This is a genomic window from Arthrobacter sp. MA-N2, from assembly GCF_000517125.1.
In the GTDB taxonomy this organism is placed as follows: domain Bacteria; phylum Actinomycetota; class Actinomycetes; order Actinomycetales; family Micrococcaceae; genus Arthrobacter; species Arthrobacter methylotrophus.
Window position 1 is genome coordinate 2,430,314 of record NZ_KI912155.1, and the last position, 14,572, is coordinate 2,444,885.

At 65.0% G+C, this 14,572-nt stretch carries 14 protein-coding genes and 1 tRNA gene; 9 read left to right on the forward strand and 6 right to left on the reverse strand.

Annotation, left to right across the window (positions count from 1 at the left end):
- Window positions 1–6 precede the first annotated feature (6 nt).
- Both A3M3_RS0112010 and A3M3_RS0112015 read left to right on the forward strand, forming a co-directional pair.
- Entirely contained in the window at window positions 7–1,203 is a 1,197-nt protein-coding gene (locus A3M3_RS0112010; protein WP_028266540.1) for a glycosyltransferase, read from the forward strand.
- Between the two features lie 92 nt (window positions 1,204–1,295).
- Window positions 1,296–1,369, forward strand: a tRNA-Ile gene (locus A3M3_RS0112015).
- A gap of 327 nt (window positions 1,370–1,696) precedes the next feature.
- Here A3M3_RS0112015 and A3M3_RS0112020 read toward each other — a convergent pair.
- Entirely contained in the window at window positions 1,697–2,230 is a 534-nt protein-coding gene (locus A3M3_RS0112020) for a MarR family winged helix-turn-helix transcriptional regulator (protein WP_028266541.1), read from the reverse strand.
- Window positions 2,231–2,271: 41 nt separating this feature from the next.
- On the opposite strand from A3M3_RS0112020, the gene A3M3_RS24860 reads away from it, so the two are divergent.
- The 3 genes from A3M3_RS24860 to A3M3_RS24870 all read left to right on the forward strand — a co-directional run bounded on the left by A3M3_RS24860 (window position 2,272) and on the right by A3M3_RS24870 (window position 7,245).
- Window positions 2,272–3,786 (forward strand): DHA2 family efflux MFS transporter permease subunit, encoded by a 1,515-nt coding sequence (locus tag A3M3_RS24860; protein WP_051423140.1) that lies wholly within the window; start codon window positions 2,272–2,274, stop codon window positions 3,784–3,786.
- Window positions 3,787–3,848: 62 nt separating this feature from the next.
- Window positions 3,849–4,745: a prolipoprotein diacylglyceryl transferase gene (gene lgt / locus A3M3_RS24865; RefSeq protein WP_035741683.1), complete on the forward strand. Its 897-nt coding sequence runs from the start codon at window positions 3,849–3,851 to the stop codon at window positions 4,743–4,745.
- Window positions 4,746–5,067: 322 nt separating this feature from the next.
- Window positions 5,068–7,245 (forward strand): transglycosylase domain-containing protein, encoded by a 2,178-nt coding sequence (locus A3M3_RS24870; RefSeq protein ID WP_231497247.1) that lies wholly within the window; start codon window positions 5,068–5,070, stop codon window positions 7,243–7,245.
- Window positions 7,246–7,375: 130 nt separating this feature from the next.
- Here A3M3_RS24870 and A3M3_RS0112040 read toward each other — a convergent pair whose 3' ends face one another.
- From A3M3_RS0112040 to A3M3_RS0112060, 5 genes are all read right to left on the reverse strand, one after another.
- A complete protein-coding gene (locus tag A3M3_RS0112040; RefSeq protein ID WP_028266542.1) occupies window positions 7,376–8,788 on the reverse strand; it encodes a rhodanese-like domain-containing protein in 1,413 nt (470 codons plus the stop codon).
- A 176-nt stretch (window positions 8,789–8,964) separates the two neighbouring features.
- Entirely contained in the window at window positions 8,965–9,261 is a 297-nt protein-coding gene (locus A3M3_RS0112045; protein WP_028266543.1) for a rhodanese-like domain-containing protein, read from the reverse strand.
- A gap of 32 nt (window positions 9,262–9,293) precedes the next feature.
- A complete protein-coding gene (locus A3M3_RS0112050; protein ID WP_028266544.1) occupies window positions 9,294–9,635 on the reverse strand; it encodes a rhodanese-like domain-containing protein in 342 nt (113 codons plus the stop codon).
- Between the two features lie 22 nt (window positions 9,636–9,657).
- On the reverse strand, window positions 9,658–10,416 hold the full coding sequence (locus A3M3_RS0112055; protein ID WP_028266545.1) for a sulfite exporter TauE/SafE family protein: 759 nt from the start codon (window positions 10,414–10,416) through the stop codon (window positions 9,658–9,660).
- Entirely contained in the window at window positions 10,413–11,030 is a 618-nt protein-coding gene (locus A3M3_RS0112060; protein ID WP_028266546.1) for a rhodanese-like domain-containing protein, read from the reverse strand. Before A3M3_RS0112060 ends, A3M3_RS0112055 begins: the two co-directional genes overlap by 4 nt.
- A 122-nt stretch (window positions 11,031–11,152) precedes the next feature.
- Between A3M3_RS0112060 and A3M3_RS0112065 the strand changes: the two genes are divergently transcribed.
- The 4 genes from A3M3_RS0112065 to A3M3_RS24875 all read left to right on the forward strand — a co-directional run bounded on the left by A3M3_RS0112065 (window position 11,153) and on the right by A3M3_RS24875 (window position 14,295).
- Window positions 11,153–11,410, forward strand: a complete 258-nt coding sequence (locus A3M3_RS0112065; protein WP_028266547.1) for a metal-sensitive transcriptional regulator — start codon at window positions 11,153–11,155, stop codon at window positions 11,408–11,410.
- A 33-nt stretch (window positions 11,411–11,443) separates the two neighbouring features.
- On the forward strand, window positions 11,444–11,851 hold the full coding sequence (locus A3M3_RS0112070; protein WP_028266548.1) for a DUF302 domain-containing protein: 408 nt from the start codon (window positions 11,444–11,446) through the stop codon (window positions 11,849–11,851).
- Between the two features lie 333 nt (window positions 11,852–12,184).
- Entirely contained in the window at window positions 12,185–12,859 is a 675-nt protein-coding gene (locus A3M3_RS0112075; RefSeq protein WP_028266549.1) for a BON domain-containing protein, read from the forward strand.
- An 86-nt stretch (window positions 12,860–12,945) separates the two neighbouring features.
- A complete protein-coding gene (locus A3M3_RS24875; RefSeq protein WP_035742789.1) occupies window positions 12,946–14,295 on the forward strand; it encodes a phosphoribosyltransferase family protein in 1,350 nt (449 codons plus the stop codon).
- Window positions 14,296–14,572: the final 277 nt, after the last annotated feature.

Genomic DNA, 14,572 nt, shown 5'->3' on the forward strand with positions numbered 1-14,572 from the left:
CTCCACGTGACCATTCCCGAAACCAACAAACCCCTCACCATCCTGATTGCGGCGGAGACCTACCGCCCTCAGGTCAACGGTGCTGCTCAGTTCGGTTACCGGCTTGCCAAAGGCATGAAGGCGCGGGGCCACGACGTCCACGTGCTCGCCTGCCGGGCAGACAACGGCAAGAGCTTCACCGAGTTCTGTGATGAAGGCACGGTGCACCGCTTGAAGTCCCACGGAGTCTTTACGCACGAGTACTTCCGCATCTGCTACCCGTGGGAAATCAAGAACGACATCCGGCTGCTCTTCGACAAGGTGCAGCCCGACGTCGTTCATATCCAAAGCCATTACATGATCGGCGAGCACGTTCTTTACGAGGCGAAGAAGCGCGGCATCCGGATCGTGGCCACAAACCACTTCATGCCGGAAAACCTGAACCCGTTCTTGCCGTTCCCGCAGTGGTTCAAGGACATTATCGGGCGAGTCTCGTGGAAGGACATGGGCAAGGTCATGGGCCAGGCCGACGTCGTCACCACTCCCACGCCGCTGGCGGCGAAGGCCATGCACCAGCATGCTTTCCTTCGCAAGGTCCTGCCTTTGTCCAACGGTATTGACGCGGCTGCTTATGAACTGAAGCCGGGCGAAGAACTCGAGCCGAATCCCAACCCCACCGTTCTTTTCGTCGGCCGCCTTGCCGAAGAGAAGCACGTGGATGTCCTGATCGACGCCGTCTCCAAGACACCTGCCGAACTCAATGTGCATCTTGAAATTGTCGGCGGCGGAGAGGTCCGTGGTGCGTTGGAGGCCCAAGCGAAGCGCCTGGGCCTGGGGGAGCGGGTCAGGTTCCTGGGCCTGGCGAGCGATGAGGACCTGAGGAAGGCGTACATTCGCGCTGACTTGTTCTGCATGCCCGGAACGGCGGAACTGCAGTCACTCGTGACGCTTGAGGCAATGTCGGCGTCGACGCCGGTTCTCCTCGCCAACGCGATGGCCCTGCCGCATCTTGTCCGCGAAGGTGAGAACGGGCATCTTTTCACCCCTGGCGACAGCAAGGAATTGGCAGCCAGGATCACCGAGCTCTTTCGTCTGCCGGCTGGCGAGCTCGAAGCCATGGGCAAGGCCAGCCGCGCGATGGTGGAGCCGCACAGCATCGAAGGCACCCTGCAGACGTTCGAGGATCTCTACCGCGGAGCGTCCTACGAGGACAAGGTCATCTAGTCCCGGTGTGCGCCTGAGCCTTCGGGATGACTATTATTGCTAGAGTGTCTTGGCCCGGGAAACTTCATGAGGAAGCTTTCCAGACACTTTAAGGGGCTATAGCTCAGCTGGTTAGAGCGCGGGACTCATAATCCTAAGGTCCTCGGTTCAAGTCCGAGTAGCCCTACCCGAAAAGAGCCCCTGAGCTGCGGAAACGCAGGGCAGGGGCTCTTTCGTTTCTTGCGTTCTGAGGCAGTGATCCACCGGAAACGGATCGAGCTAGTTTCCGAATGCCTCCAACAGTGAGGTGTTGTCGGGTGCCTCGTGTGTCGTCGTCCAAAAACGTCGCCGCTCGCCGCCGGTGGCGCCAATCATTGCTCTTCGGTCCTCTGGTGTGTGGCAGCGAGCTCGGCCGGCGGCGTCAGGGCGAGGACGAGAAGGGCGATGACCTATGAGACGTCGAGCAGGAGAACGGACCAGTATCTGCCTACGCGTAGCGGCCGGGGAATGCCTGTCACGGCCGGGTCCCGTTTTGCCGGGCCGGGTTCTGGGTCTGGTCCTCGGTTTCCAGTAGGGCGGCGAGGGCGGCCAGGGCCGGGACGGCGTTTTCTATCACGTTCTGATAGGCCTCGGGGAGCCGTTCCAGGGCTTGGCCGAGTCTTCGGTCGTTGGCGGCCTGCCATGCTGCCAATATCTCCGTGCCGGACTGCGTCAGGCGCAAGTTCACGGCCCGGCGGTCCCCCGGACGGGGCGTACGTTCGAGCAGCCCTGAGGTCACCATCTGCTGGACGAGGCTGCTGACCGTATTGGTCGCCAGCCGTTGACGTTCAGCCAGATCACTGACGCCCATGCCGGGCTCATCGGCAAGACGCTGAAGAACCTCCACTTGGGCCATGGGCAGCGATTCCCACGGGAACTCCTGCCGAACGCTCGAGCGAAGGACCCGCCGCAGGCGGGTGATCACGCCGGTCAGGGACCAGGCATCGGCGCCCGCGTACTCACGGACCGTCGGGTCGGTGGCCGGGGCGGATGCATTGGCGGTGTTCATGCCATTAGCCTATCCCGGTATTCCCCTTATAGAATAGTTCTGTGACCGAACAAATTTCTTCAGGTGCAGCCCCTTTCGCTGCAGCTTCACCCACCGGCTGGGGGAAGCTGTGGAGGGAACCGGCCAGGCCTGATTGGATCCGGCGACGCCCCGGTGCCCCGTGGCTGGTCGTGGCAACTGTGTGTATCGGCGCGTTCATGGGCCAGCTGGATGCCAGCATCGTGACCCTGGCGGTGCCGGCCATCAGGACTGACATGAACGCCTCGCTCGCCCAGGTGGAGTGGGTGGCGCTGATCTACCTTCTGGTGCTCGTGGGAAGCATCTCCGCGGTCGGCCGACTGGCGGACATGGTGGGGCGGAAGCTGCTCTACACCTATGGGTTCGCGCTGTTCACCCTCGCGTCCCTGGGTTGCGCGCTTGCCCCTGACATCACCTGGCTCCTGGTCGCCCGGGCCGTCCAGGCGGTGGGTGCGGCCATGCTGCAGGCCAACAGTGTTGCCTTGATCCGGACCAGCATGCCCGCAGGGAAACTCGGCAAGGCCATCGGCCTCCAGGGCGCCGCCCAGGCCATCGGCCTGGCCATGGGCCCCTCGGTCGGTGGACTCCTCATCGGCCTGGGCGGGTGGCGGTGGGTGTTCTTCGTCAATATCCCCGCAGGGGTCATCGGGTTGCTGCTGGGCTGGTTCCTGCTCCCGCGCACCCACGTCAAGGCCCCCCGCGCTCGACTGGACTGGCTGGGGCTGGTTGCTCTGATGCCGGCCGTCGGCGCCCTGCTCCTGGCTTTGTCGGAGGCGGCCAGGCTCGGCTTCGGCGACTCCGTTGTTCTCGGGCTGCTGGGGGCATCGCTGGTTCTTTTCGCCTTCTTTGTCATGCGGGAGCGCCGGGCAAGACACCCTTTGGTGGACCTGTCGCTGTTCACGTCGGGGAGCTTCAGCCGGGGCGTCGCGACGGGGCTGCTGGGCTATCTCGTGTTGTTCGGAGTCCTGTTCGTCACGCCCCTCCATCTGGAGTCGGAGTATTCCCTCCCCCCTGCCCAGGCCGGACTGTTGCTGACGGTCCTGCCAGTCGCGCTGGGTCTCGTCGCGCCCGTTGCAGGCCTGCTCGCGGACCGGTTCGGGGCCCGGTTGCCGGCATCGGCCGGCATGGGACTGGTCACGACCGCCCTGGCTGTGCTGGTCTTTTCCCCCCGCGATTTGTGGGTCACGGCAGCCGCCCTCGCGGCCATGGGGCTTGGCCTGGGCCTATTCACCCCGGCCAACAACGCGTCCGTCGCAGCGGCCGGTCACGCCCATCAGGCGGGCATGGTCAGTGGAGTGTTGAACATGACCCGGGGCGTCGGAACCTCCCTTGGCGTCGCCCTGGGCGCCGTCGCCTACTCCCTCGCTAACGCCCTGGGAAACAGCGGGGGAGCGGCCCCGCTTCCCGGACTCGGATTTCGGATGGCCGTAGCACTCTTCGCGGTCCTCGGTGCCGTGGCAGTTGTACTGTCATTCCTGGGACGGCGCGCCCGCCCCAGGGCTGTTCCGGACCCGGAGGGCCGTCCGGAACTCGGCTGACCATAAGGTTGCCGAGCAAGAATGTTTTTGCCCAAACCTCCCGAACAGGATCCCGAACCTTCATGACCGCCAGTGATTCATTCATTCCGTCCCCGACGGTGAGCGCCTTTCACGTGGGCCCCCTGACGATCCATTTCTACGCCCTGTGCATCCTCGCCGGGATCGGTCTGGCCGTCTGGCTTACTTCCAGGCGTTGGACCGCCCGGGGCGGCCAGGCCGGGCAGGTGCTGGACATTTGCCTTTGGGCGGTGCCCGCAGGGATCATCGGGGGCCGGATCTACCACGTCATCACCGACCCTGAGCTTTATTTCTTTCCGGGGAAGAATCCATGGAATGCCTTTGCCATCTGGGACGGCGGCCTGGGGATCTGGGGCGCCGTGGCCCTGGGGGTAGCGGGGGCGTGGATCGGCTGCCGCAGGGCGCAGGTATCTTTGGTTGCGTTCCTGGACGCGGTGGCACCGGGGGTGGTTTTTGCCCAGGCCCTGGGCCGGTGGGGCAACTGGTTCAACAACGAGCTCTACGGGGATCCGACGGCCCTGCCGTGGAGACTCCAGATCCACCAGATAGACCCTGCCACTGGGTCAGCGGTGACCGATCCCTCCGGTGCTCCGGTAATCCTGGGCTATTTCCAGCCAACATTCCTCTACGAATCGCTGTGGTGCGTCGTCGTCGGGCTGCTTCTTTTGTATGTGGACCGGCGCTTCACTCTCGGGGCGGGAAGCGTGTTCTCCCTGTACGTTGCCGGATACACGGCGGGACGCTTCGCTTTTGAACTGATGCGCTCCGACTATGCCAACCTGATCCTGGGGCTCCGGGTGAACACCTGGGTTGCCGCCCTGATCTTCCTTGCCGGTGCCGTCGCGTTTGCCCTGCTGTTCCGGCGCAGACGCTCGATGGCCGTGCCCGGGGACTCCGCCCCGCAGACAACCCTCACCGAAGGAATGTCTTTATGCTCATGAAAGGCACCTTCCGGGGAAAGATCCTTGCCTCCACCGGCTTGCCCGTCCGGCACCGTACGGCTGAGGCCATCGAGGGGGCTGGGAGACCGGGAAGGCTACCCAGGGCGGCGTATCGGGCTCCCGCTTCCGAGCCCCCCGATGTGACCAGCCTCGGAACCCGGGCGCTTGAGAGGCGCGGGGGGACCAGGCCCGACAACCAACACGATCCATCGCCAGAGAACCTGAGGAAGATATGTTCAATCGGATACGAATTCGGCCTTGGCCCCGTGGACGAGGCGGGCTCCCGCGCGGTGCGGGGTCCAATCCGGCCAGGAACCCGCTCTTGGACACGGGAACAACTCTCGGCCGGATCCTGGTCTTCCTCGGCGTGAGCGCCGTCTGCGGGGTGCTTGTGGCTGGCCTGATGGTGCCCGCCGCAGCGGTGGCCGGGATCACGGCGAACGGCTCGGTCCAGTTCTTCAACGGGCTGCCCAGTGAGCTGACCGTGGCCCCTGCCGGGCAGGTGACGAGGGTTCTCGCGGCAGACGGATCCCAGATCGCGACGCTGTTCAACGAGAACCGGACCCAGGTTCCCCTCGAGCAGATGTCCCCCAACATCAAGGACGCCATCGTCGCGATCGAGGATTACCGCTTCTACGAGCACGGGGGCATCGACCCGACAGGCATCCTGCGCGCCCTTGTGACGAACAGCGGCGGGGCCCGGCAGGGTGCCTCCACGTTGACCCAGCAGTACGTGACCAACGTGCTCAATGAGAACCTCATCGCCCAGGGCAAGGACGCCCAGGTCGTGCTCAACGGCCAGAAGAGCATCAGCGACAAACTCCGGGAGATGAAGCTCGCCATCGCCCTCGAGAAGCAATTCACGAAGGACCAGATCCTCGCCGGCTATCTCAACATCGTCGGCTTCAACGGCAACGCTTACGGCATCCAGGCCGCCAGCCAGTACTTCTTTTCCGTCGATGCCAAGGACCTCACAGTGCCTCAGGCGGCCTTGCTCGCCGGCCTGGTCAACGGCCCCTCCCTGTTTGACCCGACCCAGCACCCCGAGGCGTCCAAGACGCGGCGGGACCTGGTGCTGGATGCGATGCTTCAGCACGGCTACATCAACCGGCAGCAACACGACGACGCCGTCAACTCCCCGATCCAGCTGAAGGTCAATCCGCCCAAGCAGGGCTGCGCCTACGCCGTCCAGGCCCAGTACTTCTGCGACTACGTCCTCCACCAGATCCAGAACGACCCGGCCTATGGCGCGACACAGGAGGACCGGATCCAGAAGATCATGCGCGGCGGCCTGACCATCAAGACCACCTTGGACCCGCGCCTCCAAGGTCCCGCCCAGGCCCAGGTCGACGCCACGACAGGGGCGAACCCGGATAAATGGGGAGCCTCCCTCGTGACGGTCCAGCCCGGCACGGGCAACGTCCTCGCCATGGCGCAGAACTCCCGCACGCTCGCCGGCCAAGGCACCGACTTCGTCTCGACCTACAACTTCAACGTCGACCGCGCGGACGCCAACGGCAACGACTTGGGCGGCGTGGGCGGCATGCAGCCCGGTTCGACCATGAAGCCCGTGACCCTCGCGGCCTGGCTCGGCGAAGGCAAAACGACGAACCAGATTGTCGACGCGTCGAGGCGGCGCTACGGCGTCAACTACCCGTGGAAGACGACATGCGGCCCCGTCCAGGGATGGTTCGACAGCACGCTTCCACCCTCTACAGACCTCCAGAACGACGAACCCGGCTGGTACCGGCCCATGTCCGTCCGCGAGGGCATCTACAATTCAATCAACACCGCGACGTTCGCGTCCCTCGCCGGCCTGAACGACTTCTGTGACGTCCAGAGGGCCGCCGACGCCATCGGCCTGCACCTGGGCGACGGGAACGACAAGAAGATCGACCTCTCGACCCTGGGCAACATCCTGGGCAGCCAGAACGTCGCCCCCCTGACGATGGCCAACGCCTTCGCAACCTTCGCCGCGGACGGCACGTACTGCGCACCCATCTCGATCGCCGAGGTCGACGACGCCGCGGGCAAAAGAATCGGCGGCCAGACGTCCACGTGCCAGCCGAACGCCCTGAAACCGGATGTCGCGAAGGCCACCACCAATGTCCTCCAAGACGTCCTCACCAAGGGCTCCGGCCTGCTCATCCCGCAGAAGCTCGGCGTCCCGGACGCCGCCAAAACCGGCACCAACCAGTACAACAACCAGACTTGGGTCCTCGGCTACACGAAAGGCCTGGCAACGGCGTCCTTCTTCGGAGACCCATTCAACGGCGGTCCTTCCCGGCTCGGACGCGACATCACGGTCAACGGCAAATACTACCCACTGGTAGACGGGGCCTACATCGCCGGACCACAATGGGGGCAGTACATGCAGCAGGTCGTCGGTCTCTACGACCACGGCGACTTCGACGCCCCGCCCCAGAACCTCATCGGCGGTTCCGCGGCCCAGCCCTCGACAGCCCTGTCGAAGCCCGGCAACGGAAACAGGAAGGGCTAATGCCAGTGTTGGTGGCGCCGGTCCCGGCGGGACCGTTCATGGTGGGCTCATAAAGGTGCCCGGGCGCGTGGGGGACGCGCCCGGGCTGGATGTCCGGGCCGGAGGGGGGACAGGCCCGGACGGCTTGGGGTTAATTTGCTGCGACGGCCTTCTGCTGCGCCTGCTGCCACATGGTCCAGGCTGCGTAGCTGCCGTCGAGTTCGACGACGTCGAATCCGGCGCGGCGCAAGGCGCTGGCGGCAACGGAGTTCCGGACACCGGACTGGCAGTAGCTCACAATGGTGCCTCCGGTGGGCAGTTCGTCAAGGCGCCACATGACGCGGCCGCCGCTGAGCTGGTGGGAGCCGGGGATACGGCCGGCGGTGTGCTCGGTCTTGTTGCGGACATCGAGCACCATGGCGGCGTCGAAGTCGGCGAGGTCGGCCGGCTGGATCAGCTTTGGCATGAACGTTGGCAACCCGTCAATGCTGGTGATGTAGCCGGCAACGTTGTCGATGCCGACCCGGACCAGATGGTCCCACATGTCCTGGGCCCGGTCCTGGTCCTGTGCCAGCAGCACCAGCGGATTCTTGTCCGTCTCGGGGTTCACCACCCAGGCGCCGTAGCTGGCCACGGACTTGCCGGCGGGGACGTTCAGGGAGCCGGTAACGGTTCCCTCATGGACTTCGCTGTTGGGACGGGTGTCGATGAACGTGACCTTGTCCGCTGCCAGGTCCGTCGCGACGTCGGCGATGTCCAGCTCCGTGAGGGGCATACGCTCACCCATGACGGCCGGACCTTCACGGTTTTCGCGCTTCATCCGCCCGAAGTAAGCGTGGGCGTCGGGCTGGCCGTCGAGGAGTTCGTCGATGAAGCCCTGCTCGTCATTCGAGGCGAGGTAGGGGCCCCACCAGGCGTAGAGCCGCTCGTAGCCCACCGTGGAAGACGGAATCGCACCGAGGGCCTTGCCGCAGGCGCTGCCGGCGCCGTGGGCCGGATGGACCTGGACGTAGTCCGGCAGGGTCAGGAACTTGTCCCGCAGGCTGGCGAAGAGCTGCTTGGCGCCGAGGAAGCGTGTGTTCACGCCGCCGGCCGCCTCATCAAGCAAGTCCGGACGGCCCAGGTCCCCGGAGAAGACGAAGTCGCCGGAGAGCAGGTAGCCGGGCTGGTCGCTGAACGCGCCGTCGGTCACCAGGAAGGACAGGTGTTCGGGGGTGTGGCCCGGTGTGTGCACAGCCTGGATGCTGATGTTGCCCAAGGTGATCGTGTCGCCGTCGTAGAGGCGTTCGCCGTCGAATTCGTACTGCCAGTCCGGGCCGCCTTCACCGGAGACATAGATCTTCGCGCCGGTGGCGGCGGCAAGTTCACGGGTGCCGGAGAGGTAGTCGGCGTGGATGTGGGTTTCGGTGACGGCAATGATTTCCATGCCGTTCTTTGCGGCGAGATCCTGGTACACCGCGATGTCGCGGCGGCCATCGACAACAATCGCTTCACCCTTGGCCTGGCAGCCAATCAGGTAGCTGGCCTGGGCGAGATCTTCATCGTAAATGCGCTCGATAAGCATCTGGTGCTCTCCTTCGGATAGGGGTGGAGGGGAATTCTTTCGGTGTGCTTAGACGAGGTGCCGGGCTTCATCAGCCCGGAGCGTGTCCATGTCCAGATTCCTTACGGCCTGGACGATCTCTTCCAGGCCGCTGGCATTGGGTGTTGTCTTTAGTGGTTGGTGGCGGGATTGCAGGCTCAGGTGGTGGGGAGGCCGGCGCGGGTCCATGCGATCATGCCGCCGGCCATGGTGTCCGCCGAAAAGCCGGCGCCGTTGAGGGCGTCAGCCACGGCGGCGCTGCGGTTGCCGCCGCGGCAAACTACGATGACGGGGACTCCCGGGTCCAGTTCGGACAGGCGTTCCTGCAGCTGGCCCATGGGGATGTGCAGGGCGCCGGGGACCATGCCGTCGGCGACTTCAAAGTCCTCGCGGACGTCGAGGATGCGGGCGGTGGAACGGCGCTGATCGGCTTCGGTGATGGTGATTTCGGCCATTGGATTCTCCTTCGAAATATTGTGGGCTGTTGTCAGCGGACGGGTTCGCCGGCATGGCGCCAGGCCGCCATGCCGCCGCGCAGCGAGTAGGCCTCGTAGCCTTTCGCAGCGAGCAGCCGGGCCGCGGTAGCGGACCGTACCCCGGAGGCGCACACGGCGATCACGGGCCGGGTTTTCGGGATCCCCGCCTGGCTGACTTGTAGCCGGTCCAGGGGGACGTGCTTGGCTTGGGGCGCGCGTCCGGTGCGCCATTCCTGGGCGGACCTGACATCGATCAGTGTGGCGCCCGAGGCCAGAAGCTCATTGGCCTGGGCGACGCTTATGGTTCTGTAGGGCTTGCTGAAGGCCTTCTTGAGGGAATCGATCAGTCCCATGGTGTTCTCCTGTTTGGTGTGGTCAGGCGGTGACGGTGCCGGCGGTGACCCATACCGCGACGGCGAAGATGAGTACCGCGAAGGAGATGCGGATGTGCTTGTCCTTCAGGCGGCGGGCCAGCTTGGCGGCGATGAGGGAACCCAGGATGGCCGGGACCGCGAACGCCAGGGTGGTGGCCCAGTCGATGGTGTACCCGGCAGCGTGGGCGGTGAATCCGGCGGCGGAGTTGATGACGATGATCGCCAGGGACGTTCCGACGGCCTGCTTCATGCGCAGGCCCAGGAAGATGGTCAGCGCGGGGGTGATGAGGAAGCCCCCGCCCACCCCGAGCAGTCCGGTGAGGAAGCCCACCAGCAGCCCTACCCCCACGGCCTTCGGGGCGCAGGACCGGAAGGCCCGGTGCGGCCCCGTGCTGCAGGACCCTTCGGATTCGCGCGGCTTCTTGAGCATCCGGATGCCCGCTGCCACCATGATCACGGCGAAGGCCAGCATTAGGATGTTCGGGTCCAGCAGCCGGCCTACGGCCGCACCGCCCCATGCAGCCGGGATGCCGGCAGTCCCGACCAGTGCGATAACCGGCCAGTTCAGGCCCTCCCGGACCCGGGGCAGCAGCGCGGCCAGCGAGGACACCCCCACCACCAGCAGCGAGGTGGGAATGGCCTGGGCCGGGCTCATGCCCACCCCGTACACCAGGGCCGGAACGGCGATGATCGACCCGCCGCCGCCCACTACGCCCAGGACGATCCCGACGACGAGCCCCAGACCCAGGGCCGGAATCATGCCGCGGCGTCCTCTTCAAGCGTCGGTGCGGGAAGCGTCAGGATGGCGTTTTCGCGGGTTGGCTCCGTGGCGGTCTTGTTCCACGGCATGGCAGAGAGGGCTTTGCCCATGGCGCACGTGTTGGTAGCGGCCGAGAACGTCAGGCCGGCTCCGATAGCCCCCGCCAGCATGCGTACCTTGGGGGAGACGAACCTGCCCCCGGCCAGGCCCAGTACCACCAAGGAACCTGCAGCCAGGCGAACCTGGCGCTCCAGGTCCCAGCGGTCCTTGCCCTTGACAACATCGCCGCCCGCGGCAGCGAACTCGGGCACGCCGCCCGTCAGGACGTAGGCGCCGTCGATCCCTGATTTGCCGAGGCGCTGGCGTGCCTGTTCGGCGCGCGCTCCGGACTGGCATACCAGAACCACGCGAGAGCCCAGCTTCGCGGCGAGCTCCTTGGTGTGCTCGGAAAGCAAAGGCAGCGGCACGTTGTATGAGCCCTTGATGTGCAAGGACTCGAACTCGGCGGCGGAACGAACATCGATCACCATCAGGTCCTGGTGCTCGGCGATCCAGGTTCGCAGGGCCTCCGGGGCAAGGGCGGTACCGGCTGGAGCCGTGGAAGGGGAAGTCATTACTGGCCTCTCGATAGGTAAAACGTGAATACCCCACCGAGTATTACAGATACCCCCGGGGGTAGTCAAAACACCCTAGGGGGTATAGCATGGGTGGAGATGCCCGACTTTTGGAGAAACCCATGGAACTCAACCCCTCAGAACTCACGCCTGTAATCAACCGCCTCAAGCGGGCACAGGGCCAGCTCGCCGCCGTCACCCGCATGCTGGAGGAAGGCCGGGACTGCAAGGACGTCGTCACCCAGCTCGCGGCCGTCTCCAAGGCCCTGGACCGGGCAGGATTCGCCATCATCGCCACAGGCCTGGAGCAGTGCATCATCCAGAAGGACGCAAGCATGGACAGGAAAGAGCTGGAAAAGCTCTTCCTCTCCCTCGCCTGATCAACCCGCCCTCTTTTCACCCAAGGAGAACCAATGACGTACACGCTCAGCACGACCATCGATCTTCCGTGGGCCGAAGCGCTGGACCGCACCCGCGACGCCCTGTCAGCCCAGGGGTTCGGAATCCTGACCGAAATCGACGTGCGCTCCACCTTCGAAGCCAAACTTGGAGCCGAAGCCGCTGACACCGTGGGCGACTACACCATCCTTGGTGCCTGCAACCCTGCCCTGGCCAGCCGGGCCATCGCTGCAGAACCGGAAATCGGCGCGCTGCTGCCCTGCAACGTCGTCGTACGGCGGGGCAAAGGGGCGGAAATCACCACCATCGAAGCCATTGACCCGCAGACCATGGTCCAGCTCAGCTCCGCACCGGCCGTCAAAGAGGTCGCCGACGACGCTGCCAATCGCCTGCACAAAGCCCTCGCCGCACTCAAACCCTGAGCGACCATCGAAGTAGTGGTCCCTCAGATTTTCACCAACCGGGAGCTGAACGCTGCCTAGTCGGTTGAGGCGGCCATAGTTGGGTGGATGCGACAGCCACACTTGACGAGACCTCCAGTAATAGCCAAAGGAGGTCCTGGACACCGATTCCGGGGCCTTGGAATCCTTGGTGGTGATAATGCCGGGTAGGGGCTTATGCCCCTACCCGGTCCGCGGCATCTGGGAATGAAATGGAAGTACCCCGGCGGCTTGCGGGTACCTGGTCTGATAGCCCATCCCCGTCAGCCGTTCCTGGAAGTGCTTCTTGCCGGGACGAAAGGATAAGGATCCATCATGACCACTTCTGCCAATGCGCCCCGCTCGGATCATGATCTGCAGCAAGCCGTTCTGAATGAGCTTGACTGGACACCGGAGGTCGATGCGTCCCACATCGGCGTCGCGGTCACCTCGGGAGCCGTGACGCTGACGGGCGAGGTTCCTAGCTACTCGGCCCGGTTGGCGGCCAGGAAGGCTGCCCTGCGGGTGCGTGGAGTCACGGCCCTCGCCGATGAACTGACTGTCCGCTACCTCGGCGGCCCGGTAACCGACACCGACATCGCCGAAGCCGCCCTCAGTGCTCTCCGGGGAAACGCGGTCGTCCCCGAGGGAGCGGTCACCCTGGAAGTCCGTAACCACGCCATCACCCTGACGGGAAACGTGGATTGGAACTACGAACGTGAAGCAGCAGCCCACGCCGTCGAACATCTCCGGGGCGTCCGGTCGGTGCAGAACCTCATCACCCTCAAGAGCCGTGCTTCGGCGCTCGATACCAAGACCCGGGTCAAGAACGCCATCGCCCGGCAGGCGGCATTGGACGCTGAAGGGATCGTGGTGGCGGTCGACGGGACCGAAGTGACACTCACCGGCAGGGTCGCAAGCTGGAACGAACGCAAAGCAGCGGGCAAAGCTGCCTGGTCCTCACCCCACGTGAGCGCAGTCCACAACCAACTTGACGTGCAGCCGGAATAGAAAGTCCCAACGCTTCGCAAGCGGGTGAACCTTAACCAAACGCCCGTCCCTGCGGAGGCGAGGATCCGGACAGGATGGTGATTGTGATGTACGAGTTCCGGGACCGGGTGGATGCCGGCCGGAGACTGGGACAACGACTGGCCCCGTTGAAGGGGCAGGACGTGGTGGTTCTGGGGTTGCCCCGCGGTGGAATTCCGGTCGCGTTCGAGGTGGCAAAAGTGCTCGACGCGCCTTTGGACGTCATTGTGGTGCGCAAGCTTGGCGTACCGTTCCAACCGGAACTAGCCATGGGAGCCATTGGCGAAGGAAACGCCCGTGTACTTGACCCACGCACCATCTCTGCCACGGGTGTGAGCGATACTGACGTGGGCGCCGTCGAACGTCGCGAGCGTGATTTATTGGAGTCCCGGGTTGTGAGGTACCGCCAGGGGCGGCCCCGGAGGGACCTTCGCGGGTGCGCGGCAATCGTGGTGGATGATGGTTGCGCAACCGGTTCCACAGCGCGTGTTGCCTGCCGGGTTGCGCGGCAATTGGGCGCTGCCCGAGTGATCCTGGCCGTGCCGGTGGCCCCCGCCGGGCTGTTGCCCTCGCTGACGGAGCCCGACGACGTCGTCTGCCTGGTATCGGCGCAGGACTTCCAGGCCGTCGGCTGCCACTACCGCGATTTCTCCCCCACCGAGGACGAAGAGGTAGTGCAACTGCTTGACGTCGCAGAGCAGCGGCTGCCTTCCCTCCGGAAAGCGGAGCATGCCGGCGTCGACCGGGAAGTGGAAATCCCCTCCGGTGCCCTCGGACTCCGGGGAACCCTGCACCTGCCAGCCCGGTGCGACGGCGTCGTCGTGTTCGCCCACGGCAGCGGAAGCGGGCGCCACAGCCCCCGCAACAGGTTCGTCGCCTCTGTACTCCAGGGCGCGGGACTGGGCACACTCCTCTTGGATCTGCTGACTCCCGCTGAAGAAGTCAACCGGGCGAACGTATTCGACGTCGTCCTGCTTGCGCGTCGGCTCACGGCAGCAACCCGGTGGCTTGGCAGCAATGACGACACCTCGACTAGCCGCATCGGCTATTTCGGCGCCAGCACGGGCGCCGGTGCAGCGCTATGGGCTGCGGCCGAACCGGATGCGCGAATAGCAGCCATTGTTTCAAGAGGCGGCCGTCCGGACCTGGCTGGCCCGCGGCTGGCCGCCGTGCGCGCACCGACCCTGCTGATCGTAGGAGCCGCCGATCCCGAGGTCCTCGCCCTCAACCGACAGGCCATGGCCATGATGCAGTCCCCGACCCGCTTGGAGATCATCCCTCGAGCCACACACCTCTTCGAAGAACCTGGAACACTCGCCCAAGCCGCGACACTCGCCGCGAACTGGTTCGTCCACTATCTGTTGCCTGCCCGGATACAGGAGTCTTCCCGGATACAGGAGTCTTCACCAGGCGGATGAGCCATGCCGGGCTCCCCACACCGGGCGGATTCCACGTGACGGCCAAGGCATATCAGCCTTCTTCGTGTCGGGCTACGCCCATCTACGCCGGACGCGCCACGCCGTACCGCCCATGAGTTTTGATCGACGCGCACGTTCAAACAAACCGACGCCATGCACCCTTCATGCCGTGACGGCCGGGTGACCGGCCGCTGGCCTCCTCTACGGCTTGGGCGTAATCCGGTAGTTCAGCGGCCGGGCACTCTGGGACCTTTCCAACATCGAAAATATGGAGGTA